The organism is Flavobacterium sp. UM26, from assembly GCF_057922445.1.
In genome coordinates, this window is the sequence record NZ_JBVHCY010000001.1 from 372,456 (window position 1) to 395,295 (window position 22,840).

The following is a 22,840-nucleotide window of genomic DNA, read 5'->3' on the forward strand; positions in this document are numbered from 1 at the left end:
AAATCAACCCTACAACACTTGTTAATTTTTTGCAGCCGTAAGTGTTTTATAAATCAATAAAGCATTTCCATCCGTCAGTATAGAGATATAATGACAGATGTGCAACAAGCGTTCATAAAGATTTTCTTTTTCAAGATGATGCTTTTCTGGAAGCATTTTTAAAATTAATTGGTCGTAATTGGAAGCCCTACCTTCAAATTTATTATTAAAAGCAACAATAAATTTATCCAAAAGGGTTTGGATAATTTGATAGCCCACCAATTCTTTTTCAATGACTTCTCGACTTTGATAAATATTCTTGACACTAATTTTGATGATATCATCCATTTGTGCTTTGTATTTACTTTTATCCATTAACGCAAAAGGAAAATTACCAGCAAGAATGTGGTTTTCGTTTTCAATAAAGACATTTACGGCATCATTTATTAAACTTCCTATTGCCAAGGCGCGCAAATAGCTAATTCTGTCTTCTTTGGTTTCTAGTGTCTTGTATTTAGAAGAATCAATACTGTCTTTTACTAACTTAATTAAATATTCTAATGCAAAATCTTCCGAAATTAATCCCAAATTAATTCCGTCTTCAAAATCAATAATAGTATAACAAATATCATCGGCAGCTTCGACCAAATAGGCCAATGGGTGTCTTTCGAAGCCAATATCTGGGTTGCTTTTATTGGGAATCATCCCCATTTCTTGAGCTACTTCTTGAAAAAAATCTTTATCGGTTTGAAAAAATCCATATTTTTTATCAGCAATATTTTTGGTAGGCTTTTTTGGCAAACTCTCTTTTGGATATTTCATAAAAGCACCTAAAGTAGCAAATGATAATCGAATTCCACCTTCGACTCCTGGACGAGAACTATTCAATACCGAAAAGCCATTAGCATTACCTTCAAAATCAACCAAATCTTGCCACTGCTTGGGAGTTAATTGATTTTTGTATTGTTGTCCTTTTCCAATTGAAAAATACTCTCCAATAGCTTTTTCTCCAGAATGTCCAAATGGGGGATTTCCAATGTCGTGAGCGAGAGAAGCCGCAGCAACAATGGCTCCAAAATCATTCATTTGATAGCCGTGAATATCCTGTAAGTAGGGATATTTTTCAATTATTTTTTTTCCAACTAATCGTCCTAAAGAACGTCCTACCACAGAAACCTCTAGACTATGCGTTAAACGGGTATGCACAAAATCGGTTTTAGACAATGGAATAACTTGAGTTTTGTCTTGCAAACTTCTAAAAGCAGACGAAAAAATGATGCGATCATAATCTACTTCAAACCCTAAACGAGTTTCATCTTGTTCGATGCGCAAACGCTTTCCTGTGTCGCCTTGACGTTTTAATGATAATAGTTGTTCCCAGTTCATTTTACTTTGTGGATGATTAGTTGTCAAATATACAAATACGATTGGTTTTATATTTCTATTCGGATAAATCCTGAGGATGATTCGCAATAGCGTCTTGAATCACATTATTTTTCACTGATTGTAGTAAATGATTTTTAGCTTCAGCAAAAGTAATGTCGTACAAGCGTTCTATTTTTTGAAATTGTGTGGGATACTTTTGAAGTAAAGAATCATAATATGTATCCAAAACGGCAGCGTTGGGTGCAGTAAACTCGAGTTGCAATTCGAAGCGACGCACTAAGGCCTCGTCTATCATTTGGATTTGATTGGTTGCAGCTATTAATATTGAGCGACTTGGGAAACCATCAATCAACTGAATAATGGAATTGACCACTCGCTTCATCTCGGTATTGTCTTTGTTATCGTAATCCCTTATTTGCCCTAAAGAATCGAATTCGTCAAAAAACAATACGGCACTTTCGTACTGTACTTCTTTAAATAGTCCTTCGATATTTTTGGAAGTTTCTCCTAATTTAGACGAAACAATTCTTGACAAATTAACAATGATCAATTTTTTATCCAATTTTTTAGCAATGGCTTTGGCAGTCATTGTTTTTCCACAACCCGTTTTGCCATAAAGTAACATTTTATTGGCTACAGGTAAATCATATTGTTCGAGTACTTTTCGAAATTGATACTCTTTCAAAAATTGATTGATTTGTTGTGAAACGGCTTCATTAAAGACAACATCTTCAAGGAGGACATTACTTCGGTCCGTAAAATATAATAAACTCAAGGGGATTGGAATGTTAAAAGGTTTAACTTATAAACCAAGTCTTTTTGACCAGTTTTTTGGAGAGCGAGAGGTGTGAAAAACAGCAATAACTATAATCTTATTATCTTTGTATGTATAATGAATTCCATAAGGAAATCTTGAAATAAATCGGATTTTAATATCTTTATATTTCTTTTGGAAAGCTTCTGGGTTTCTCAAAATTGCATCAATTCCTGCTTCAAGGCACAATTCAAAATCATAAGAAAGACCCGTTCTTTGTTCTTCATACCATAAAACAGCGGCCTCAATATCAAATAATGCTTCTTTTGTAAATTGAATATCACGCATTATCTAATCGTTTTCAAATGCGCTTTTACGGCCTCCCATGAATACAATTCAGATTTGCCATCTTCTAAATTTCGAAGTCGTATATCCAACTCTTTTTGTATTTCATCAGAGATTTCTAATTCGTTTTTAGCAATACTATCCCATAATTGTTCTGCAAAAACAATTTTTTCAGCATTACTATATTTTGAAAAATCCTTAATCTCCATTATTAGCTATTTTTTATGATAACAAATTTAAGCAAATAAATGAATGTTTGTAAGGATGGGTATTATTTTAAGATTTGTCAAAATCTAAAAATAAAAAGGAGTGCTCATAAATAACGAACACTCCCTCAAATTAATCTAAAATATTACGCTGCAGAACTAATCAACTCTAACGATACTTTTACTAAAGATTCAAATGTAACCTCACCATCCTCAAACTCAACCATCGTACTTACATTGACGCTAGATCTAATTCTTTCTTTGTTTTTAACATAGAAAGTTTTTGTTACACCATCATAACTAATCACAAATGCGATTTCATCATACTCTCCATGATTGAGAAAAGGAATTTTAGTTTCAGTCGAAAAATTATTAAACAATTCAACTAGGACGCTTTTTATATCCTCACTTTTTGCAGAATTGCTTATTTTTATTACTCTTTCTTCCTTGCTTATATCAATATTCAATGAATCTTCATTCATTTTTGGCATAGAGTGAATTAATCTAAATTCTTTCAGAACGCCAGATTTTAAAAAATTACTAATCAAATATCTAGGAGGAGCATACTTTAATTCTAAATAATAATTTGAGACTCCTTTCGATCTCATAAAAGAATTGAATGCATTTTCAAACACCATTTTAACACCATGATTTTCTTTTTTTTGAAAAATAAAAAAACCATATTTTGAATTTTTAGGAATGTGAAATAGATAGAAGAAATCTTTACTAACCAAATCTCCCTTCAAAATATCATATTTAAGGCTTGAAGTTTTTCTATCCTTGATTTTGCCATACTCGCCTGTATAAGCAGAATCAAAATATCCTGATATAACTCTTTTATCAAAATCTGTATTTTGATTGTTTGCAAGTGAAAATGTCCTATATTTCCCTTGAGCATCGGTATATGATTTAATATTCTTATGTATGTAACTACAGAAGTCATCAATTGTGTCTAACAAATCCTCTTCCTCATTATAAAAACTTAACACCTGTTGCTCTTTTGCTTTATTTAAAAGCTCAAATCTGTAAATATTTAAATTAATCATAGTATTCTTCTTTTTTTTAATTGTTGAAAAAATGTTTATAGTTTACAACACCAGCATCTATAACTCCTAAGGAGTTTTTTGAAGTAAATTTGCTATTGATGTAAAAAAATTAACTTGGAAAGAAGACTCAGATTATATACTTTTGAAGTATTAAATAAGTAGGTGAGGCAACCTCATCGTCTTAATATAACTTAATTTTTAAAAGCTTGCCGGCCATTTAACTTTAAGTTTTCCAAGTTAGGGGTATCATTGATATCCCTTTTTTTATGTCGTTTTTTTCTTACCTCTCTCGATCTAGATTAAACGTTAAACGTAATATTTAAAAGGCTTCAACTTGAATCGAAGCCTTTTTTATGAAAACTTTTAAGACCCACACATTTCACAGTCGTCGGGTCCTGCGTTTTTAGCCAATTCAATCATGGCTCTGTATTCTTCAGGAGTCATTTCCACTGTTTCGATTTCAACCGCTTCAAGAGGTCTTGTTTTGGGTTTACTTTCTGGAATTGCCTCTTGTTTTTTATCATTATTCAAAGTAAACTTGATAGCATCTACTGCTGCTTTGGTTCTCAAATAGTACATTCCTGTTTTCAATCCTGATTGCCAAGCATAGAAATGCATTGAAGTTAATTTTGAATAATTAGCATCTTGCATAAACAAGTTCAAAGATTGAGATTGATCAATGAAATATCCTCTTTGACGTGACATATCGATAATGTCTTTCATCGACATTTCCCAAACTGTTTTGTATAAGTCTTTTAAATCTTGAGGAATAGCATCAATGTTTTGTACCGAACCATTATGTCTCATGATTTCTTGTTTCAAACTTTCATTCCACAAACCACGTTCTACTAAGTCATGCAATAAATGCTTGTTTACAACAATAAACTCTCCAGAAAGTACACGTCTGGTATAAATATTTGAAGTATACGGTTCGAACGCTTCGTTATTCCCTAGTATTTGAGAAGTAGATGCTGTTGGCATTGGCGCTACTAATAGTGAATTGCGAACACCATGTTGCATAACCTCTTTTCTCAAAGCAGCCCAGTCCCATCTTCCGGATAATTCTTCATCTTTCAATCCCCAAAGATTATGTTGGAATTCCCCTTGAGAAATTGGAGAACCTTCGAAGGTAGAATAAGGTCCTTCTTCTTTAGCCATTTCCATAGAAGCGGTAACTGCAGCATAGTAAAGAGTTTCAAAAATTTCTTGATTCAATTTCTTTGCTTCATCACTTGTAAAAGGCATTCTAAGTAAAATAAAGGCATCTGCTAATCCTTGTACTCCCAATCCAACTGGACGGTGACGCATGTTGGAATTTTCAGCTTCTTTAACTGGATAGTAATTTCTATCGATTACTTTATTTAGATTTCGGGTTACACGTTTCGTAACTTTAAACAACAAGTCGTGGTTGAATTTCCCGTTTTCAATGAACATTGGTAAAGAAATAGACGCGAGATTACATACTGCAATTTCATCTTTTGAAGTGTACTCCATAATTTCGGTACACAAGTTTGAGGAGCGAATAGTTCCTAAATTCTTTTGATTAGATTTGCGGTTAGCTGCGTCTTTGTATAGCATATAAGGAGTTCCTGTCTCAATTTGAGATTCTAGAATTTTCTCCCATAATTCTCTTGCTTTAATGGTCTTTCTACCTTTTCCTTTGCTTTCGTATTCCGTATAAAGCGCTTCGAATTCTTCGCCATATACGTCATATAAACCGGGACATTCGTTTGGACACATCAACGTCCAATGTGCATCCTCTTGTACTCGTTTCATGAATAAATCAGAGGTCCACATGGCATAGAATAAGTCTCTCGCACGCATTTCTTCTTTTCCGTGATTTTTCTTTAATTCCAAAAATTCGAAAATATCTGCATGCCAAGTTTCTACATATACTGCAAAACTTCCTTTACGTTTCCCTCCTCCTTGATCTACATAACGAGCCGTATCATTGAATACTCGTAACATAGGAACAATTCCGTTTGAAGTACCATTAGTCCCACGAATATAAGAACCCGTTGCTCGCACGTTGTGAATAGAAAGCCCAATTCCACCTGCAGATTGAGAAATTTTAGCGGTTTGTTTTAATGTGTCATAAATCCCATCAATACTATCGTCTTGCATGGCCAAAAGGAAGCATGAGGACATTTGAGGTTTTGGTGTTCCTGCATTAAATAAAGTTGGTGTAGCGTGAGTAAAGAATTTTTTAGACATTAGATCATAGGTTTCAATAACCGATTCTAAATCGTTCAAATGAATTCCAACAGCTACACGCATCAGCATATGCTGTGGGCGCTCAACAATTTTGCCATTAATCTTTAACAAATACGAACGCTCCAAAGTTTTAAAACCAAAATAATCATAATTAAAATCACGGTTATAAATGATATGAGAATTTAAAAACTCCGCATTTTCCATGATAACTTTATGTACTTCATCAGAAAGCAAGGGTGCTTTTTGACCGTTTCTTGGATTCACATAATGATACATTTCGTTCATAGTTTCAGAGAACGATTTGTTGGTATTTTTATGCAAATTAGAAATAGCAATACGTGCAGCCAATTGTGCGTAATCTGGGTGCGCTATGGTCATAGAAGCAGCAGTTTCGGCCGCCAAATTGTCCAATTCAGAAGTGGATACTCCATCATACAAACCTTCGATTACTCGCATAGCTACTTTTACAGCATCTACTAAATCATTCAAACCATAGCATAGTTTTTTAATTCTATCTGTGATTTTGTCGAACATTACGGGCTCTTTATGGCCATCTCTTTTTACTACGTACATAAGTTTTGGTTTTAAAAAACAGCAAATCCCTTTGCTATTTTAGGGTATTTGTAATAATTGATTTGGGAAACTAATCCCTTGAATATATCGATTCGTAGAGGCAAATGTTTCCTTATCACCATAGAAATATATGCCCAAAAGAAGGACAAAATTTAATAGGTAATAAAAAGAACTAGTTACTTCTAATTACTAAACGATACTACTTAACTTTTTTAAAAATCAGCGTCGAATGAAATCTTCTGCGCATCACTGTCTGTGTTCATTACGCCCGCTTTCTGATATTCTGCTACTTTTTTCTCAAAGAAGTTGGTTTTTCCTTGCAATGAAATCATATCCATGAAATCAAAAGGATTTGTGGTATTGTATTCTCTTTCGCAACCTAACTCAACCAACAAACGGTCGGTTACGAATTCTAAATATTGTGTCATTAATCCTGCATTCATTCCAATCAAACTTACTGGAAGTGATTCAGTGATAAACTCTCTTTCAATATTTAAAGCATCTACTAAAATTTCTCTAATACGCCCTTTCGATACTTTGTTGATCAAATGATGATTGTGCAAATGCACCGCAAAATCACAGTGAACACCTTCATCACGAGAAATCAACTCGTTAGAAAAAGTCAATCCTGGCATTAAGCCACGCTTTTTTAACCAAAAAATAGAACAAAAACTTCCTGAAAAGAAAATCCCTTCAACCGCTGCAAAAGCAATCAATCGCTCTGCAAACGAATCTGATTTAATCCATCTCAAAGCCCAATCTGCTTTTTTCTTGATAGCAGGAAATACTTCAATTGCTGTAAACAACTCATTTTTCTCTACTTCATCTTTTACATAAGTATCAATTAATAAGGAGTAGGTTTCGCTATGAATGTTCTCCATCATAATTTGAAAACCATAGAAAAATTTAGCTTCTGCATATTGTACTTCGTTTACAAAGTTCTCAGCTAAATTCTCATTTACAATTCCATCAGAAGCGGCAAAAAAAGCTAGAATGTGTTTGATGAAATATTTCTCATCTTCATTTAACTTATTATTCCAATCATTTAAGTCTTGAGACAAGTCAATTTCTTCTGCAGTCCAAAAACTAGCTTCCATTTTCTTGTACCATTCCCAAATATCATGATGCTTGATAGGAAAAATCACGAAACGATTTTTATTTTCTTGTAAAATTGGTTCTAATTGTGACATTTTTATTGTTTCTTTTTTTTGATTTTTTAAGAGAATTTTAATCCATCTGGGGATTACAAAGATTGTGAAATATTGTGTGTTTAAAAAGTCAAACTTATTCACAATCGCCCCTAGTTTTTAACAAAGGGTCATTTTCAAAATAACAAACTAAGATTTTTCAACTTACTGATTTGAAGTTGTTTACAAATAACAAACTCAGCTAAAGCGCCGTAAAATATAGGATTTTAAAACTCTTACGCAAGAGAAAAAAGATATTTTTTAGATTTATTTTTTGAGATCATTTGCTACTTTTTCGAGCTCCATATACCAGTCTTCTCCAAACCTTCTAATGAGTGCTTCTTTAACAAATTTATACACCGGAACTTCTAATTCTTTTCCAAGTGAACAGGCATCGTCACAAATATCCCATTTGTCGTAATTTACGGCAGCGAAATCACTAAAATCTTTCACTCTTATTGGATACAAATGGCAAGATACTGGTTTTTTCCAGTCAACTATTCCTTGGTTGTAAGCCTGTTCGATACCGCAAAGTGCTGTGGCTCCATCAAAAATAACATAGGCACAATCTTTATTGTCTATTAATGGTGTTTCTAAATCACCATCCGTTCCTTTTATCCAGATGCCTTGTGCTTCTATTGCTTCGATTCCTTGTTTTCGTAAAAAAGGTTTTACTTTAGGATAGATGTTTTCAAGGATTTTAGTTTCCTCAAGACTCAAAGGTGCACCAGCATCACCGTCAACACAGCAAGCGCCTTTGCAAGCAGATAAATTACATACAAATTCTTTTTCGAGTATATCTTCGGATACGATGGTTTTTCCTAATTGAAACATGAGGGTGTACTAATTTTATTTTGAGGCAAAGTTAATGAAAGTCATGGAGTCTGTTATTTTTTTCTCCTCCTTTAACTATTGGCTAGTGTATAAAGTAAAAACTAGCTTTCGAAAACCCACAATTAGCAACTAGCAAATCAAAAGTAAAACCAAGAAAGTCAGCTTGTTTTTTGATAAAAATTATTAAAATAATCCGATTTATTGCGACAAACTATTAAAAATCTACACAATGTTTTACCTTTGCCAACAAAAAAAGTATGTTAGAATTCAACTTAAGAGAAGTCGCTACTGTAGGAATGGTACTATTTGCCGTGATTGATATCGTGGGTTCTATTCCCATCATTATTAATCTGAGAGCGAAACACGGACATATTGAGTCTGAAAAAGCCTCTTTGGTCGCTGGCTTAATTATGATTGTTTTTCTTTTTATTGGTAAAGAGTTTTTGAGCTTAATTGGAATAGATGTACACTCATTTGCTGTTGCGGGTTCGTTTGTGTTGTTCTTTTTGGCCTTAGAAATGATTCTTGGCATTCATTTGTATAGAGACGAAGAAGCAAATTCGGCTTCTATTGTACCGATTGCTTTTCCTTTAATTGCTGGTGCAGGAACCATGACTACACTACTATCTCTACGTTCTCAATTTCATACGATCAACATTTTGATTGGAATTATTTTAAACATTGTACTGGTTTATATTGTTTTAAAATCTTCTGGAAAAATCGAAAAAATGTTGGGTAAAAATGGACTTGGAGTCGTTCGAAAAACCTTTGGCGTTGTCCTTTTGGCTATTGCTGTTAAATTATTCGCTGCTAATGTTAAAGGTTTGTTTGCCTAAAGTAAAATTTTATAAATTTACCCCCTCGAATACTTTTAATCATCCGCAAGTTTGTATATAACATAGGGTGATTAAAACCATAATTATGAATACCATGAAGATCTTTACTACTGTTTTAATTTTCCTAGCTGTTGCCTTAATTGTTTTTAATATTACTTTATTGGATTTCACAGAGCCATTCAAAGGCAATAGTGGCGTTGCGCTTATTGGTGTCGGAGCCTCTTTTTGCGCTATTTTAATTCTTCTGATTTTTAGAATTTCTAAAAAAATTGAAGAAAAAATGAACGACAACATATAGATGTTTGATGTTCTAATCATTGGCGGTGGCGTTTCAGGAGTATCCTGTGCTTTAGTTTTAGGTTCCGCCCAAAATAAATCTTTTGTCTCCAACAAAAAAATCGGAATTATTACCCACCAAAAAGCTTCTTCCCTACAAGAAGCCCTGTTTAATAACGCCTATGGAATTCCTGCGGGCACTTTAGGTAGTGATTTGTTAAAACAAAGCCTTTCACACTTGAGTTCTTCTTACCCTCACATCATTCAAATTCCTGAAGAAAAAGTAGTAAAAATTGAACGTAATCTTACTTCATCAACTCATTCTTTGGCTTCGGATTCTGAGTTTAAAGTCATTACAAATAAAAATACCTATTTAACCCGAAATATTATTGTGGGTATTGGTTCGGCCAAAACATTTGCTATCGAAGGCTTATTGCAATATGTAGAACCTCATAAAAAAGCATTACCTGAAAAACAACGCATTCAATTGCGAAACACAGACCACAAAGTAGCGGAAGGAATTTATGTAATAGGCACTTTGGCAGGTTGGAGAAGTCAATTAGCCATTGCGGCTGGAAGTGGTGCAGCCGTAGCTACAGATATTCTTACGTTATGGAATGATGGTGTGCAAACACATGCACATGACAGCATTCGTTAATACTATTTCTTTGTCAAAACTTTTTTAACCATCTCGTCTTGTTTTAAAACAATTTGATAAAAATAATCTTCACCAAATAATTGTCGTGCAAATTCGGCCTTGATGAATTGATTCACTACTGTTTTACTTTTTTCTAATGGCAGCAATAATCCATTTTCTTTAAGATAGTTTTGGAATAAATTAAAATACTTTTCGGCATTGTATTGTACTTGAAACTCCTGAAAACTCATCCCTTGAAACACTTCGCGATTCTGATCTAAAGTTTCGAAAACAAAATGCCCCACCATACCCGATTGTTCTAATAAAGAAGCACTTTCCTCTCCTTTTTCGGCACTAATTGGCACAAAAACATCAGGAACGATTCCGCCACCTCCATAGACTAATTTTCCTTTTTTGGTTTTAAATTTCAAAGTATCGGCAACTTTAATGCTGTCTTTATGATACAATTCGCCATTCAAAAAACGATGTTCCGATTCTTTAAAATAATCCGTATTACCTTTAGCATAAGGCTTTTGTATCGAACGTCCTGAAGGAGTATAATACCTAGCCACTGTCAAACGTACAGCAGAACCGTCTTTAAAATCCATTTCGCGTTGTACTAATCCTTTACCAAAAGAACGACGCCCGACTATGGTTCCACGATCGTTGTCTTGTATCGCTCCAGCCAGAATTTCACTTGCAGAAGCACTATTTTCGTTGATCAAAACAAATAATCTGCCGGATTCAAAATTCCCTTTTTCCGTAGCGAAGGTTTTTTCTATTGTTCCGCTTTTACTTTTGGTAAAAACTATCAAGTCGTTATCTTTCAAAAAATGGTCGGCTATCGCAATGGCTTCTTCCATATACCCTCCACCATTGTCACGCAAATCCAAGACCAAGGTTTGAGCACCTTGCTTTTTCAACTGTGCCAATCCCGAATTAAATTCAGCAAAAGTTGTTTCAGAAAAACGGTTAATTTTGATATAACCCACCGTAGGATTCAACATCAAAGACACGTCAACACTTTTCAGTGGAATTACCGCTCTTTTTATTTTGAATTTCAGCTTCTGACGTGTAGTTTTTCGGTAAACGGTCACTTCTATATCAGAACCCACGGCACCTTTTAGTTTTGCAAAAAGACTATCACTAGGCAAATGACGCCCGAATAATTTGGTTTTTCCTGCGTATAGTAATCGGTCACCCGCTTGTATTCCTGCTTTTGCCGAAGGCCCATTAAAAACAGGCTTTATGACCGCAACAGTATCTTTGTACATATAAAAATTGATTCCAATACCTACAAAATCACCTTTCATACTCTCAGCAACCTGCGTTTGAACACTTGGTGGAATATACACAGAATGAGGGTCTAACTTTGCCAAAATATTATCTACTGTTAAATTCACAATAGAATCCGTATTGACATCGTCTACATATTCGTTATTAATGAAATCAATTAATGAATTCAACTTTGATTTGGAAGCATTAGAAGCAACCAAACCAGGGTCTCTCGAAACATTCAGCCATCCGCCAATACCTACGCCAAGCGCTAAAGTAGCGCTCAACAGTATGGGCAAATATTTGTTTTCGAATTTCATTTAGTCGTCTAAATTGGAAATGTGAATTACCTCAACGCCTGCTTTGATTAAAAATTGTATTCCAGAATCATCACGATATCCGTTTTGATACACCACTCTCTTAATTCCGGATTGGTGAATTAACTTACTGCATTCTTTGCAGGGAGAAAGTGTGATGTACAAGGTGGCTCCTTCACAAGATTGTGTCGACCGAGCAACTTTGAGAATAGCATTCGCTTCGGCGTGCAATACATCCCAACGCGTCAATCCTTCGTCATCTTCACAACAATTTTCAAATCCTGAAGGCGTTCCATTGTAACCATCCGAAATAATCATTCGGTCTTTTACAATGATGGCTCCTACTTGCTTGCGTTTGCAATACGACAACAAACTCCATTCTCTCGCAATTCGCAAGTAGGCTTTGTCGTATTTATTTAATTTTATTTCGTTCATTTTTATCGTAACCAAAATTCACTTTCAATAATCATTGGAAGCACTACACCGATTATAAAAGAAGACATGACCAAAGTCCAATCTCTTTTTGAAAATCTAAATACCGTTTGTACAATATAAGACAGTACCAAAACTACAAAAACTACCGCAATCTGCGCCGCTTCTATTCCTAAAGCGAACTCGCACAGCGGTAATAATTTTGAATTGGCTGTTCCGCCTAATATGGTTTTGAAATAGTTAGAAAATCCTAAACCGTGAATGATTCCAAAGAACAAAGTGATAAAAAACACCAGATTAATACTCTCTTTTTTGCTGGACTTCCCAGCGGTAAACAAATTAAACAATGCTGTAATCAAAATCGTAATGGGAATCAACAACTCGACTACATTTACTTTTATGGCAACAATACCATAAACAGATAGGAATAATGCCATAGTATGCCCCAGTGTGAATAAGGTAACTAATAACAAGATGCGCTTCCAATCGTTAAACGAATAAGGAACTGCTAAAGCGATTAAAAATAAAACATGGTCATAAGCATGAATATCTAAAACGTGACGTAAACCGATTTGAAAATAAATCCAAAATTCTGACATAGGTAATTATATAAATTTGATTAAGGGTCTGTAAACTTACGACAATTTTTGAAAAGTAGTGGTTTGAAAACTTGCCACGAATTCACTAATTTTTTTTAAAAATTAAACCATTATAACTTTAAGTCCTTAGATTGGTTTGGAATACTGAAAGTCTGTGAGGTTGAAAAGTAGCATCCACCGCAAATTTAAAGCCTAAGAAAGAAAAAAATAATTTATATCATCAAAACATATTGTACTTCCTGATTTATTAGTGAATTGCTTTGCCAATTCGCTATGCTCGGATTGTGGGGAAATTTTTAAAAGTGAATGCCCTGATTTCAACTAGCCATTGCTTCTTATTTTTAAAAAAATTCGTATCTTTAATACAACCATAAAAACAACTATTATGTCAATTTCAGATTTATTTGATAACGAATTCAAAAGTCGCAACAAAGGTCATTTTTCTGCTATTGTTCGTGTAGCTTTAGCTGACGGAAATGCAACAACCGAAGAACAAGCTTTTTTGGACAAACTGGCTTCTCGCTTGGAAATTTCTGCCGAGGAATACCGCGAAATTTTAAAAAACCCATTAAACTATGACATTAATCCTCCCTATTTGTATGTGGAGCGTTTAGAAAGATTGTATGATTTGGGTCGTATGGTTCACGTTGACCATCATTTAGGTGATAAACAAGAACGACTATTGGTGCGTTTTGGTTTGGCGCTAGGCTTTACTCCAGGAAATGTGGGTTATATTGTCAACAAAGCTTTGACGCTCCTTGATAAAAAAGTAGACTTAGATACTTTTATCTTTGAAATGAAGAATATGAATAAGTAGTGATTAGTCCTTAGTAATTAGTGATTAGTAGCTAGTTCTTAGTAATTAGTCCTTAGTGAAAAATAGTTTAAAACAGAAAACCGGTGGCTTTTTACAGCTACCGGTTTTTTATGCTTACAAAGAAGCGAATTGTTTTTCTTATAGCCCTGATCGCAGCGGCATCCTTTTGGGGCGGGGTTCGCCTCAAAAGATATAGCGGAGAGCAGGAACCCTTGTTTGCTGAAAATGCCTACTGTTTCGCTCCTACTTATTTTTTGCTTTTGCCATAAATTCTTCGGCTTTTTCGACCATATTGTAGCTACCGCAAAAGAAAGGTACACGTTGGTGCAACTCTGTAGGTTGAATTTCCATAATGCGACCAAAACCATCCGAGGCTTTGGCACCAGCTTGCTCAGCAAGGAAAGCCATAGGATTGCATTCGTACAACAAACGCAATTTTCCGTTGGGCGCTTTAGAACTCGTAGGGTACAAATAAATCCCGCCTTTAATCATATTACGGTGAAAATCGGATACCAAGCTTCCGATATAGCGCGAAGTGTAGGGACGATCGCCTTCTTCGAGCTGGCAATATTTGATATAATCTTTGACTCCTTGCGGGAAATGCACATAATTCCCTTCGTTGATAGAATAAATAGTTCCGTCTTTTGGATATTGCATATTAGGGTGCGACAGATAGAATGTCCCGATAGCTGGGTTTAGCGTAAAGCCGTTTACACCATGCCCAGTAGTGTATACCAACATTGTTGATGTTCCGTAAATTACATAACCTGCTGCCACTTGATTGACGCCTGGTTGCAAGAAATCCTCAATAGTTACTGGAGTTCCTATTGGCGTAACGCGACGATACACGGAGAAAATAGTTCCTACCGACACGTTTACATCAATATTAGAAGAGCCATCAAGAGGGTCCATCAATACGACATATTTGTTGTTGTGACTGCTGTCCGAACCTTCGACGGTGATAAAATCGTCGTTTTCTTCGGAGGCGATACCGCATACAATCTCGCGATTGATTAGGGTTTGAATAAATACTTCGTTGGCATAGACGTCTAATTTTTGTTGGTCTTCGCCTTGAATGTTTTGTTCTCCAGCAGCTCCAATAATATCGACTAGACCGGCTTTATTCACTTTGTAGTTTACAACTTTGGCCGCCAGGCGAATGGAGTTGATAATTCGGGATAACTCTCCAGAGGAGTACTGAAATTGGTTTTGTTTTTCGATGATAAATTCACCTAAGGTTTTGTTGCGTTCTTCCATTACGAAATCGTTGTAGTTAGTTTGAAGTCACAAATATCGTTTTTTTTGTGAAAATGAATTGATAATTATTTAGATAGTTTAGCACTATTGTATCTTTGCAATAAAAATGACAAAAAAAATGTATTTTTATCTGTTTTTTTAGTCAATTTAGAACCTAAATATCAAAAAAGATGATAATACGAAAAGGGACCGCTATGGATATGAAGGGTGTTTTGGCACTCATCAAAGAACTTGCTATCTTTGAAAAAGAACCTGAAGCTGTTGTAATTACCGAAGAAGATTTGATAAGAGACGGTTTTGGTGAAAATCCATTGTTCTCTGTCTTTGTAGCCGAAAAAGAACAAGAGATTGTGGGGATTGCTTTGTATTATTATCGCTATTCTACTTGGAAAGGAAAAACCATACATTTAGAAGATTTGGTAGTCAAAGAAAGTATGCGTGGAACGGGTCTTGGTTCTGCATTGTACGCTGCCATAATCGAGCAAGGTAAAATCGATGGCGTGAGAAGAATAGAATGGAATGTATTGGATTGGAACACGCCTGCCATTACTTTCTATGAAAATTCAGGTGCCAAAGTTTTGGACGATTGGAGAGTGGTACAAATGGATCAGAACGGAATTGATGCATTTTTAGAAAAAAGTAAATAACATTTAAGCTAATCTTTCTGCTAAATACACAAAAGCAAGAGATGGTTTTACAATTTAAGTTGATACAATGAGAGTTTTTAAATTTGGAGGTGCATCTGTAAAAGATGCCGAAGGAATAAAAAATGTACACCACGTATTAAAAACCGTTGGGTACGAAGATGTATTATTAGTGGTTTCTGCAATGGGAAAAACCACCAATGCTTTGGAAGAAGTCATCAAGAACTATTTTGATAAATCGCCTGAGTTGAATTCTTCGGTACAAGAAGTAAAAAAGTACCATAACCAAATTGTTTTGGATTTGTTTGAAGATGAAAGTCATCCCGTTTTTGAAGCGGTAAATGCTCAGTTTTCTGACTTAGAATATTTCTTAGCACACAACAAATCGCCGAATTACAATTTTGTCTACGACCAAATCGTGAGTTTTGGAGAATTGATTTCTACTACTATTTTGAGTCATTTTATGAGCTTTATGGGAATTGAGACGCAATGGGTAGATGTACGCAACTTGGTAAAAACCAACTCCAACTATCGTGATGCCGAAGTAGATTGGGATCAAACTAAAAAGAACATCACCAAAACTATTAAATCAAAAAGCCTAAACATCACTCAGGGATTTTTAGGATCGGATGAAAATAACTTTACGACCACTTTGGGAAGAGAAGGCTCGGATTATACTGCGGCTATTTTTGCCTATTGCTTGAACGCCGAAAGCGTAACGATTTGGAAAGATGTTCCTGGCGTAATGAATGCCGACCCAAGGTATTTTGAAAATGCAAGTTTGTTGAATCAGATTTCCTATCGTGAAGCGATTGAACTAGCTTTTTACGGCGCTACGGTAATTCACCCCAAAACCCTACAACCTTTACAAAAAAAGGAAATTCCTTTGTTCGTAAAATCATTTGTAAACCCATTATTAAAAGGAACCGCTGTTGCAAAAGGTCCTGACTTGGAGCCTAAAATGCCTTGTTTTATAGTAAAACGCAATCAGTTGATGATTTCGCTTTCGTCTATTGATTTTTCTTTCATAATGGAGGAAAACATTAGTGAAATCTTTGCTTTGTTCCATAAGTACAAAATCAAAGTGAACTTGATTCAAAACTCGGCGATTAGTTTCTCGGTTTGCGTAGAAGACAAATTTGGCAATTTCGGGGAATTGAATGCTAAACTCTCTAAGAAATTCAAAGTAGAGTTTAACGAAGATGTGACCTTGTACACCATTCGTCATTTTAACGACCAAGCCGCCAAGCTGGTTGAAGAAAATAAGATTGTACTGCTCAAACAAGTCAGTCGTGAAACGATGCAAATCATCACCAAAGAGACTTTATAAAAACAAAAAAGACCATTTTAAAACAATTTTAAAATGGTCTTTTTTTATTCAAATAAATTCTTGACTACTATTCTAACTCCTCAAAATCTTCTCCATAGCTTTTCCTTTGGCTAGTTCATCGACCAATTTATCTAGATAGCGAATTTTCTGCATCAACGGATGTTCGATGTCTTCAACGCGATAGCCACAAATCACTCCAGTAATTTGGCTAGCGTTGGGATGCAATTGAGGCGCTTGGGCAAAAAAAGTTTCAAAATCTACTTTCGTTTCGATTTGATGCTGCAAGGCTTGTGGTGTATACCCTGTTAGCCAACAAATAACGGTATCAAGTTCTTTTTGGGTGCGATTTTTCTTTTGGACTTTGGCTAAATAATGTGGATAAACACTCTCAAAAGTCATAGCAAAAACGCGTTCATAATTTTTAGGATGTGCCATAGTATAGTATTTTATGTAACAGAAAAAAAGTCAAATTAGTCATACAATGCAGCAGTATTCCCCATACAAAACCTTGTTTCAATCTCAAATTAGTAGCAAAATAACCAATCAACATTTGTGGAAGGACAAAGAATGGATAGATTAATAGTAAAGAATAATATATCTTTTCTAAGTTATCAATATGCATCAGACCAAATGCTATTATTGAAACTATCGTTAGGCTTCTTTGTAAACGAATTGAAAACTTGATGTTGTCAATTACAAAAAAATACAGCACTACAACAACCGAAAGCGAAATTCCAACCTTTACCCAAGTGGATAGCAAAAACAAGGCTTCACTATTAACCCGAATTCCTAATGCCAACAGCAACATAAAAAATACACTCAGGCAAATTTCCTTTTTCTTGAAATTCAAAAAAAGGCGAAATAAAATCTCTTCGATAATTGGTACTATTATAACAACAAACCAAAAAGAAATAGTAGCAATCCTATCACTAGATTTACCTATTGCCTCCATTATAGAGGGGAAACCCAATACATCGGTAACTAAATAGTCTAGCGGTCTTAGCAAAAAAAGAGCACTTAATATAATTGCTAAATACATATAGCAATAAGACGACAAAAGGTTTTTGATTTTTGCCTTCCAATCGTAAGACTCGTGACTTTCTTCAGAAGGATTAAAAACAGTAAATAAATTGAAAAACATAAAATGGTTTGAGTATAGAATTACAGATTACTATTGTTGAATTACTACTTGCAATCCTTACCAAATATATCATTAATTCCTACAAAACCAAATTCAAAAATCGAAACAATAGTGCATTTGCAGTTTCCTTTTGACTTTCTTACTATCCATTAACGAAATTCAATCGCCCTATTGCATTAAAAAAATCAATCCAATTTTTAGGATGTGCCATAATTTTGAAGTAGATAAATATAAAAACTAGCCAATTGGCTCCCACAATTCTACTTTATTCCCTTCAGAATCTAAAATGTGAACAAATTTACCATAATCATAAGTTTCAATTGCATCCAAAATTGTCACTCCTTCTTTTCTTAATTCTTCTACCAATAGCTCCAAGTTTTCTACTCGATAATTAATCATAAAATCTTTAGGGGAAGGTTCAAAATAGTTGGTATCTTCTGGAAATGGTGACCACTGAGTTCTACCTTTTTTGGTGCTTTCTTCACTTTCTAGCCATTCAAATGTAGCTCCATAAGGGTTGGTAGCTAAACCAAGATGCTTTTGATACCATTCTGTTACTTTTTGTGGGTCTTTACATTTAAAGAAAACACCACCAATTCCTGTTACTCTTTTCATTTCCTTTATTTTTTAATTATTCTATATGATTCAAAAGCAATTGTTGATTTCCTACTATTCTCAATGAAACACATTATACAAATTGAATAGCATTTGCATTCCCATAAAAATTCTAGAATTCGCTATCCATAAAAATACAAATAAAATCATCTTGATTTAAACCACAATCCAACAACTTATTATTCCTTACCACTATTCACTATTAAATACTACTTTTGAACATTGGACGTTATCGTAGTTATGTGGAATAAAATTGTGTTTCTTGGAGTCTTCTTTTGGCTTTCTGGCGTTTACGCGCAAGAAAATCAATCGTCCTATCGCACTACAAAAATCCGAGTTACTACCGATACCATTTGGTTAGAAAAAACAAGCATCAATCCGAGTTTTTTTAAAATTACAACCGACAAAAAGGAAACGCTTCCCATCACAAACTACAGCGTGAATTTTGAAAAAGGCTATTTGCTGTTACAATCTCTTTCGACACTTACCGCCGAAGAACTAACGGTTCAGTACCTAAAGTACCCCGATTTTTTAACCAAAACTTATCAAGTCTACTCGGATAGTCTAGTGATCAACAACGAGGCATTAAAGGGCACTTTATATCAAATAGCTGATACCAATCCCAAAAAAACAACGCCTTTTGATGGTCTCAACACCTCGGGAAGCATCACGCGAGGAGTAACGGTCGGCAACAATCAAAACGCGGTGCTAAACTCAAATTTGGATCTGCAAATTAGTGGTAAACTCTCCGACAAAGTTAGTATTAGCGCCTCGATTCAAGACAGTAATATTCCGCTACAAGACGGAGGCTATTCGCAAAGATTGGATCAGTTTGATAATATTTTTATGGAATTGTACAGCAAAGATTGGAGAGTCCGCGGAGGCGATTTGTTTTTAGAAAATCGAACATCTCAGCTGATGAATTTCAATAAAAAAGTACAGGGTTTGAGTACTCAATTCGATTGGGGCAACACCGAAAAACAGACCAAAATCGAGGCTGCAGTTGGTTTGGTCCGAGGACAATATGCCAGAAGTGCGTTTACAGGTCAAGAAGGTAATCAAGGACCTTATAAACTCAAAGGTAATAATGAAGAAGCCTACGTATTGATTGTTTCGGGTTCTGAGCGCGTGTATGTCAATGGCAATTTGCTAAAACGTGGAGAGAACAACGATTATGTGATGGATTACAACGCGGGAGAGTTGGTCTTTACACCTTTATTCATCATCACTTCCGAAATGCGAATTGTAGTCGAATACCAATTTACAGATCAAAATTACACCCGAATTGTTGCCTATGGAGGCGGAATGCACGAAAACAAAAACTGGCGTTTTGGTAGTTATTTGTATTCCGAAAGCGACTTGAAAAACCAACCCGTACAACAAAGTTTGTCCAAAGAACAAGTCGCCATTTTACAAAATGCGGGCAATGACCCAAGCAAAATGAATGCGCCATCGGCTTATGAAGATTCCTATTCTGAAAACAAAATCTTGTACGAGAAAAAAAGCGCCAATGGTATTGAATACTTTGAATTTTCAATCAATGACCAAGCCGTTTTGTACAATGTTCGCTTCAGCAAAATAGGGCCAAATCAAGGAAATTATCTCTTGAAAAACACTGGAGCCATTGGCCGAATTTACGAATACGTAGCACCCATAAACGGGATTTTACAAGGAGAATATGAACCAACGATTCCGCTCATTGCTCCCAAAAAAATACAAATCGCTACTTTTTTAGGACAATATCAGCCGAATGAAAAAAGCAGTACTGATTTTGAAATTGGTGTGAGCAACAACGACCAAAACTTATTCTCGAGTCTTGATGACAATCAAAACAAAGGACTAGCCGCAAAACTCAACACCAAACAACGCTTGTTTACCGGAAAATGGAATTTGGATTTCATAGGCAATTACCAATACATAGCCGAAAGTTTCAAAACCGTAGAACGCTTGTTCAATATCGAATTCAATCGCGATTGGAATTTGGGCACCACAACCACTGGTAACCAAAGCTTCTGGACCGCAGGAATCCAAAGCGAATGGAACCCAAACCACAAAGGAGCACTAAAAGGCAATGCGTCTTATCAACTGGAAAAATTAGATTTTACCGATTCTTTTTCTGGGCAAAAACACCGCATTATGGCGCACTTCCAGCTTCCTAATTGGCGTTTTCAAAACCAAACCAGCGTACTCAAAAGTGATAATTTGTTGAATACTTCAAATTTTATTCGCCAACAAACCCAAGTCCGTTTTCACAAAAAGAAAAATTGGGTGGGCGCTACCTTCCGCTTAGAAGACAACCAAGAGAAAATCAAAAGCACCCAAAGCTTCATGCCCATCAGTCAGCGTTTTTCAGAGATAGGAGGATTTGCAGGTCGCGGCGATAGTACCAAAGTTTTCGTGGCTGTGGGCTATTTGCAAAGAGTCAACGATAGTATTCAAAATGGTGTCTTACAACGCGTCAATCATTCGCAAACCTTTAGCTTAAAATCAAAAGTCTTCCAAACTGCCAAAAGCGATTTGTCTGTCTTTGCCAATTATCGCGTCTTGGAATACACCAATAACTCGGCACAAAAAGAGCCTTCACTCAATTCTAGAGTCGTGTACAACGACCGTTTTTGGAAACAATTGGTACAAAGCACCACCGCTTATGAAACCAATTCGGGCTCGATTGCCCAACAAGAATTTACCTTTTTAGAAGTCAATGCGGGGCAAGGTGTCTATGCTTGGAACGATTATAATGGTAACGGCATTCAAGAATTACAAGAATTCGAGATTGCGCCTTATCCCGATTTGGCGAAATACATTCGTGTGTTTTTACCCAACCAAATCTTTATCAAAACCCATCAAAATAAGTTTTCGCAATCCCTAATCATTAACCCAAACCAATGGCAAAACGAAAAAGGACTCAAAAAAATAGCCTCCTATTTTTACAACCAAACCTCGTTTATTATGGACCGAAAAATTAAAAACGAAGGCGGGAACTTCGATTTGAATCCGTTTGGAAGCCCGAAGGACGATATTTTGGGACTCAACTCTGTATTTAGAAACAGCTTATTTTTCAATCGAGGCAAACAAAAACACTCGGTCACTTACACCTATTTGCAAAACAAATCCAAGAGCTTATTGTCCAATGGCTCACAGGAAAACAGCAATGCCTCGCACCAACTGCAATACCAACATTTATTTCAAAAAAGTTGGTTGCTGAACTTCTTTACCAAAACATTGGCGACCGCCGTAGTCTCCGAAAATTATGCCGAGAAAAATTTCAACATCAAAGGCTACCAAATCGCTCCAAAAATCAGCTATTTGTTTTCTAAAAACGCCAGTTGGGAATTATTTTATGAATTCCAACACAAAGAAAACCAACTCGCACAAGCCGAAACCTTGCAACAAAACCGATTGGGAACCGCCTTCAATTATGCGCGCAATGCCAAATTCACCCTCAACGGCGAACTCTCTTTTTATCAAAATCAATTCGATGGCAATGCACAATCGGCCGTGGGTTTCCAAATGCTCGAAGGCTTACAAACCGGACAAAACCTCACTTGGCGTGTGTTATTGCAAAAAAACATCACTCAGTTTCTCGACATTAATTTCAACTACCAAGGCCGAAAAAGCGAAACCAGCGCCGCCATTCATACTGGCAATGTGCAATTAAGAGCTTATTTTTAATCTGAATTGAAAAAGTATTATTAAAACCGTTAGGTGAAATTCAAAACATAATAAAAAATTAACCACATAGAACCATAGATTTACTTTCAATATTTTAAGAACCCATAGAAATAGCTATATTTTTCACATAGATTGACTATGTGAATAGTAAAACGTCTGTTGAGTTCTTTTTAAAAACTAAAAAATTCTATGTTTCTATGTGGTTAAAAAAATAATTGCAGACAACGAATTATTATTTAATAAAAATTAAATAATCAGGAGAGCCAACAAAAGGCTTTTCCAGCCATCAGGGATTCCTGCTATCCACTATATCTCTTGTCTTGTTGTAAGGACAAGACAAGAGGATGCCGTTCCTATCAGGACTAGAAGGGGAATTGAGGCATTCTTGCTAACAGTAACACTAAGATTTTTAGAACTTTATATCCTTTTACCAAAAATAATTAGTAGCTTTAGTATTCCATTAATTTA

The 22,840-nt window shown here is 35.3% G+C and carries 22 protein-coding genes; 7 read left to right on the forward strand and 15 right to left on the reverse strand.

All coding sequences use genetic code 11. From position 1 onward, the window contains the following. Nucleotides 1–21: 21 nt before the first annotated feature. The 8 genes from ACZ1AQ_RS01640 to ACZ1AQ_RS01675 all read right to left on the reverse strand — a co-directional run bounded on the left by ACZ1AQ_RS01640 (nt 22) and on the right by ACZ1AQ_RS01675 (nt 8,524). Nucleotides 22–1,365 carry a deoxyguanosinetriphosphate triphosphohydrolase gene (locus ACZ1AQ_RS01640; RefSeq protein ID WP_489631221.1) on the reverse strand — a complete coding sequence of 448 codons (1,344 nt, stop codon included), beginning with the start codon at nt 1,363–1,365 and terminating at the stop codon, nt 22–24. 55 nt (nt 1,366–1,420) lie between these two features. Continuing rightward, entirely contained in the window at nt 1,421–2,140 is a 720-nt protein-coding gene (locus tag ACZ1AQ_RS01645) for an AAA family ATPase (RefSeq protein ID WP_489631222.1), read from the reverse strand. Between the two features lie 27 nt (nt 2,141–2,167). Then, entirely contained in the window at nt 2,168–2,467 is a 300-nt protein-coding gene (locus tag ACZ1AQ_RS01650) for a type II toxin-antitoxin system RelE/ParE family toxin (RefSeq protein WP_159687520.1), read from the reverse strand. Further along, nucleotides 2,467–2,673: an addiction module protein gene (locus ACZ1AQ_RS01655; RefSeq protein WP_159687523.1), complete on the reverse strand. Its 207-nt coding sequence runs from the start codon at nt 2,671–2,673 to the stop codon at nt 2,467–2,469. Before ACZ1AQ_RS01655 ends, ACZ1AQ_RS01650 begins: the two co-directional genes overlap by 1 nt. 143 nt (nt 2,674–2,816) lie before the next feature. Continuing rightward, nucleotides 2,817–3,716: a hypothetical protein gene (locus ACZ1AQ_RS01660; protein WP_489631223.1), complete on the reverse strand. Its 900-nt coding sequence runs from the start codon at nt 3,714–3,716 to the stop codon at nt 2,817–2,819. Nucleotides 3,717–4,079: 363 nt separating this feature from the next. Then, entirely contained in the window at nt 4,080–6,503 is a 2,424-nt protein-coding gene (locus tag ACZ1AQ_RS01665; protein WP_489631224.1) for a ribonucleoside-diphosphate reductase subunit alpha, read from the reverse strand. A gap of 212 nt (nt 6,504–6,715) precedes the next feature. After that, nucleotides 6,716–7,693 carry a ribonucleotide-diphosphate reductase subunit beta gene (locus ACZ1AQ_RS01670; RefSeq protein WP_489631225.1) on the reverse strand — a complete coding sequence of 326 codons (978 nt, stop codon included), beginning with the start codon at nt 7,691–7,693 and terminating at the stop codon, nt 6,716–6,718. 264 nt (nt 7,694–7,957) lie between these two features. Next, on the reverse strand, nt 7,958–8,524 hold the full coding sequence (locus ACZ1AQ_RS01675) for a DUF3109 family protein (protein ID WP_489631226.1): 567 nt from the start codon (nt 8,522–8,524) through the stop codon (nt 7,958–7,960). Between the two features lie 257 nt (nt 8,525–8,781). On the opposite strand from ACZ1AQ_RS01675, the gene ACZ1AQ_RS01680 reads away from it, so the two are divergent. The 3 genes from ACZ1AQ_RS01680 to ACZ1AQ_RS01690 all read left to right on the forward strand — a co-directional run bounded on the left by ACZ1AQ_RS01680 (nt 8,782) and on the right by ACZ1AQ_RS01690 (nt 10,294). Beyond that, complete coding sequence (locus ACZ1AQ_RS01680) at nt 8,782–9,360, forward strand: MarC family protein (protein WP_489631227.1); 579 nt, start codon at nt 8,782–8,784, stop codon at nt 9,358–9,360. Between the two features lie 94 nt (nt 9,361–9,454). Further along, nucleotides 9,455–9,658 carry a hypothetical protein gene (locus ACZ1AQ_RS01685; RefSeq protein WP_489631355.1) on the forward strand — a complete coding sequence of 68 codons (204 nt, stop codon included), beginning with the start codon at nt 9,455–9,457 and terminating at the stop codon, nt 9,656–9,658. Further along, complete coding sequence (locus tag ACZ1AQ_RS01690) at nt 9,659–10,294, forward strand: FAD-dependent oxidoreductase (RefSeq protein WP_489631228.1); 636 nt, start codon at nt 9,659–9,661, stop codon at nt 10,292–10,294. Nucleotides 10,295–10,296: 2 nt separating this feature from the next. On the opposite strand, the gene ACZ1AQ_RS01695 is transcribed toward ACZ1AQ_RS01690, so the two are convergent. From ACZ1AQ_RS01695 to ACZ1AQ_RS01705, 3 genes are read right to left on the reverse strand one after another with little or no spacing between them, the layout of a single operon-like run. Next, entirely contained in the window at nt 10,297–11,868 is a 1,572-nt protein-coding gene (locus ACZ1AQ_RS01695; protein WP_489631229.1) for a S41 family peptidase, read from the reverse strand. Continuing rightward, nucleotides 11,869–12,300 (reverse strand): deoxycytidylate deaminase, encoded by a 432-nt coding sequence (locus tag ACZ1AQ_RS01700; RefSeq protein WP_489631230.1) that lies wholly within the window; start codon nt 12,298–12,300, stop codon nt 11,869–11,871. 2 nt (nt 12,301–12,302) lie between these two features. Beyond that, on the reverse strand, nt 12,303–12,896 hold the full coding sequence (locus ACZ1AQ_RS01705) for a HupE/UreJ family protein (RefSeq protein WP_159687484.1): 594 nt from the start codon (nt 12,894–12,896) through the stop codon (nt 12,303–12,305). A gap of 385 nt (nt 12,897–13,281) precedes the next feature. On the opposite strand from ACZ1AQ_RS01705, the gene ACZ1AQ_RS01710 reads away from it, so the two are divergent. Next, nucleotides 13,282–13,713, forward strand: coding sequence for a TerB family tellurite resistance protein (locus tag ACZ1AQ_RS01710; RefSeq protein ID WP_315173006.1), 432 nt, complete (start codon nt 13,282–13,284; stop codon nt 13,711–13,713). 243 nt (nt 13,714–13,956) lie between these two features. Here the strand turns inward: ACZ1AQ_RS01710 and fbp are convergent, their stop codons facing one another. Continuing rightward, nucleotides 13,957–14,970, reverse strand: coding sequence for a class 1 fructose-bisphosphatase (gene fbp / locus ACZ1AQ_RS01715; protein WP_489631231.1), 1,014 nt, complete (start codon nt 14,968–14,970; stop codon nt 13,957–13,959). A 170-nt stretch (nt 14,971–15,140) separates the two neighbouring features. Here fbp and ACZ1AQ_RS01720 point away from each other — a divergent pair, with 170 nt between their 5' ends. Together ACZ1AQ_RS01720 and ACZ1AQ_RS01725 are read left to right on the forward strand one after the other, a co-directional pair. Beyond that, nucleotides 15,141–15,617, forward strand: a complete 477-nt coding sequence (locus ACZ1AQ_RS01720) for a GNAT family N-acetyltransferase (RefSeq protein ID WP_489631232.1) — start codon at nt 15,141–15,143, stop codon at nt 15,615–15,617. 67 nt (nt 15,618–15,684) lie between these two features. Next, a complete protein-coding gene (locus ACZ1AQ_RS01725; protein ID WP_438064506.1) occupies nt 15,685–16,944 on the forward strand; it encodes an aspartate kinase in 1,260 nt (419 codons plus the stop codon). A gap of 72 nt (nt 16,945–17,016) precedes the next feature. On the opposite strand, the gene ACZ1AQ_RS01730 is transcribed toward ACZ1AQ_RS01725, so the two are convergent. From ACZ1AQ_RS01730 to ACZ1AQ_RS01740, 3 genes are all read right to left on the reverse strand, one after another. Beyond that, a complete protein-coding gene (locus ACZ1AQ_RS01730; protein ID WP_489631233.1) occupies nt 17,017–17,379 on the reverse strand; it encodes a DUF2200 domain-containing protein in 363 nt (120 codons plus the stop codon). Then, nucleotides 17,366–17,983 carry a CPBP family glutamic-type intramembrane protease gene (locus tag ACZ1AQ_RS01735; RefSeq protein ID WP_489631234.1) on the reverse strand — a complete coding sequence of 206 codons (618 nt, stop codon included), beginning with the start codon at nt 17,981–17,983 and terminating at the stop codon, nt 17,366–17,368. The genes ACZ1AQ_RS01730 and ACZ1AQ_RS01735 overlap by 14 nt, the downstream gene beginning before the upstream one ends. A 339-nt stretch (nt 17,984–18,322) precedes the next feature. After that, complete coding sequence (locus ACZ1AQ_RS01740) at nt 18,323–18,700, reverse strand: VOC family protein (RefSeq protein ID WP_489631235.1); 378 nt, start codon at nt 18,698–18,700, stop codon at nt 18,323–18,325. A 240-nt stretch (nt 18,701–18,940) separates the two neighbouring features. On the opposite strand from ACZ1AQ_RS01740, the gene ACZ1AQ_RS01745 reads away from it, so the two are divergent. After that, nucleotides 18,941–22,372 (forward strand): DUF8818 domain-containing protein, encoded by a 3,432-nt coding sequence (locus tag ACZ1AQ_RS01745; RefSeq protein WP_489631356.1) that lies wholly within the window; start codon nt 18,941–18,943, stop codon nt 22,370–22,372. The last annotated feature ends 468 nt before the right edge of the window (nt 22,373–22,840 follow it).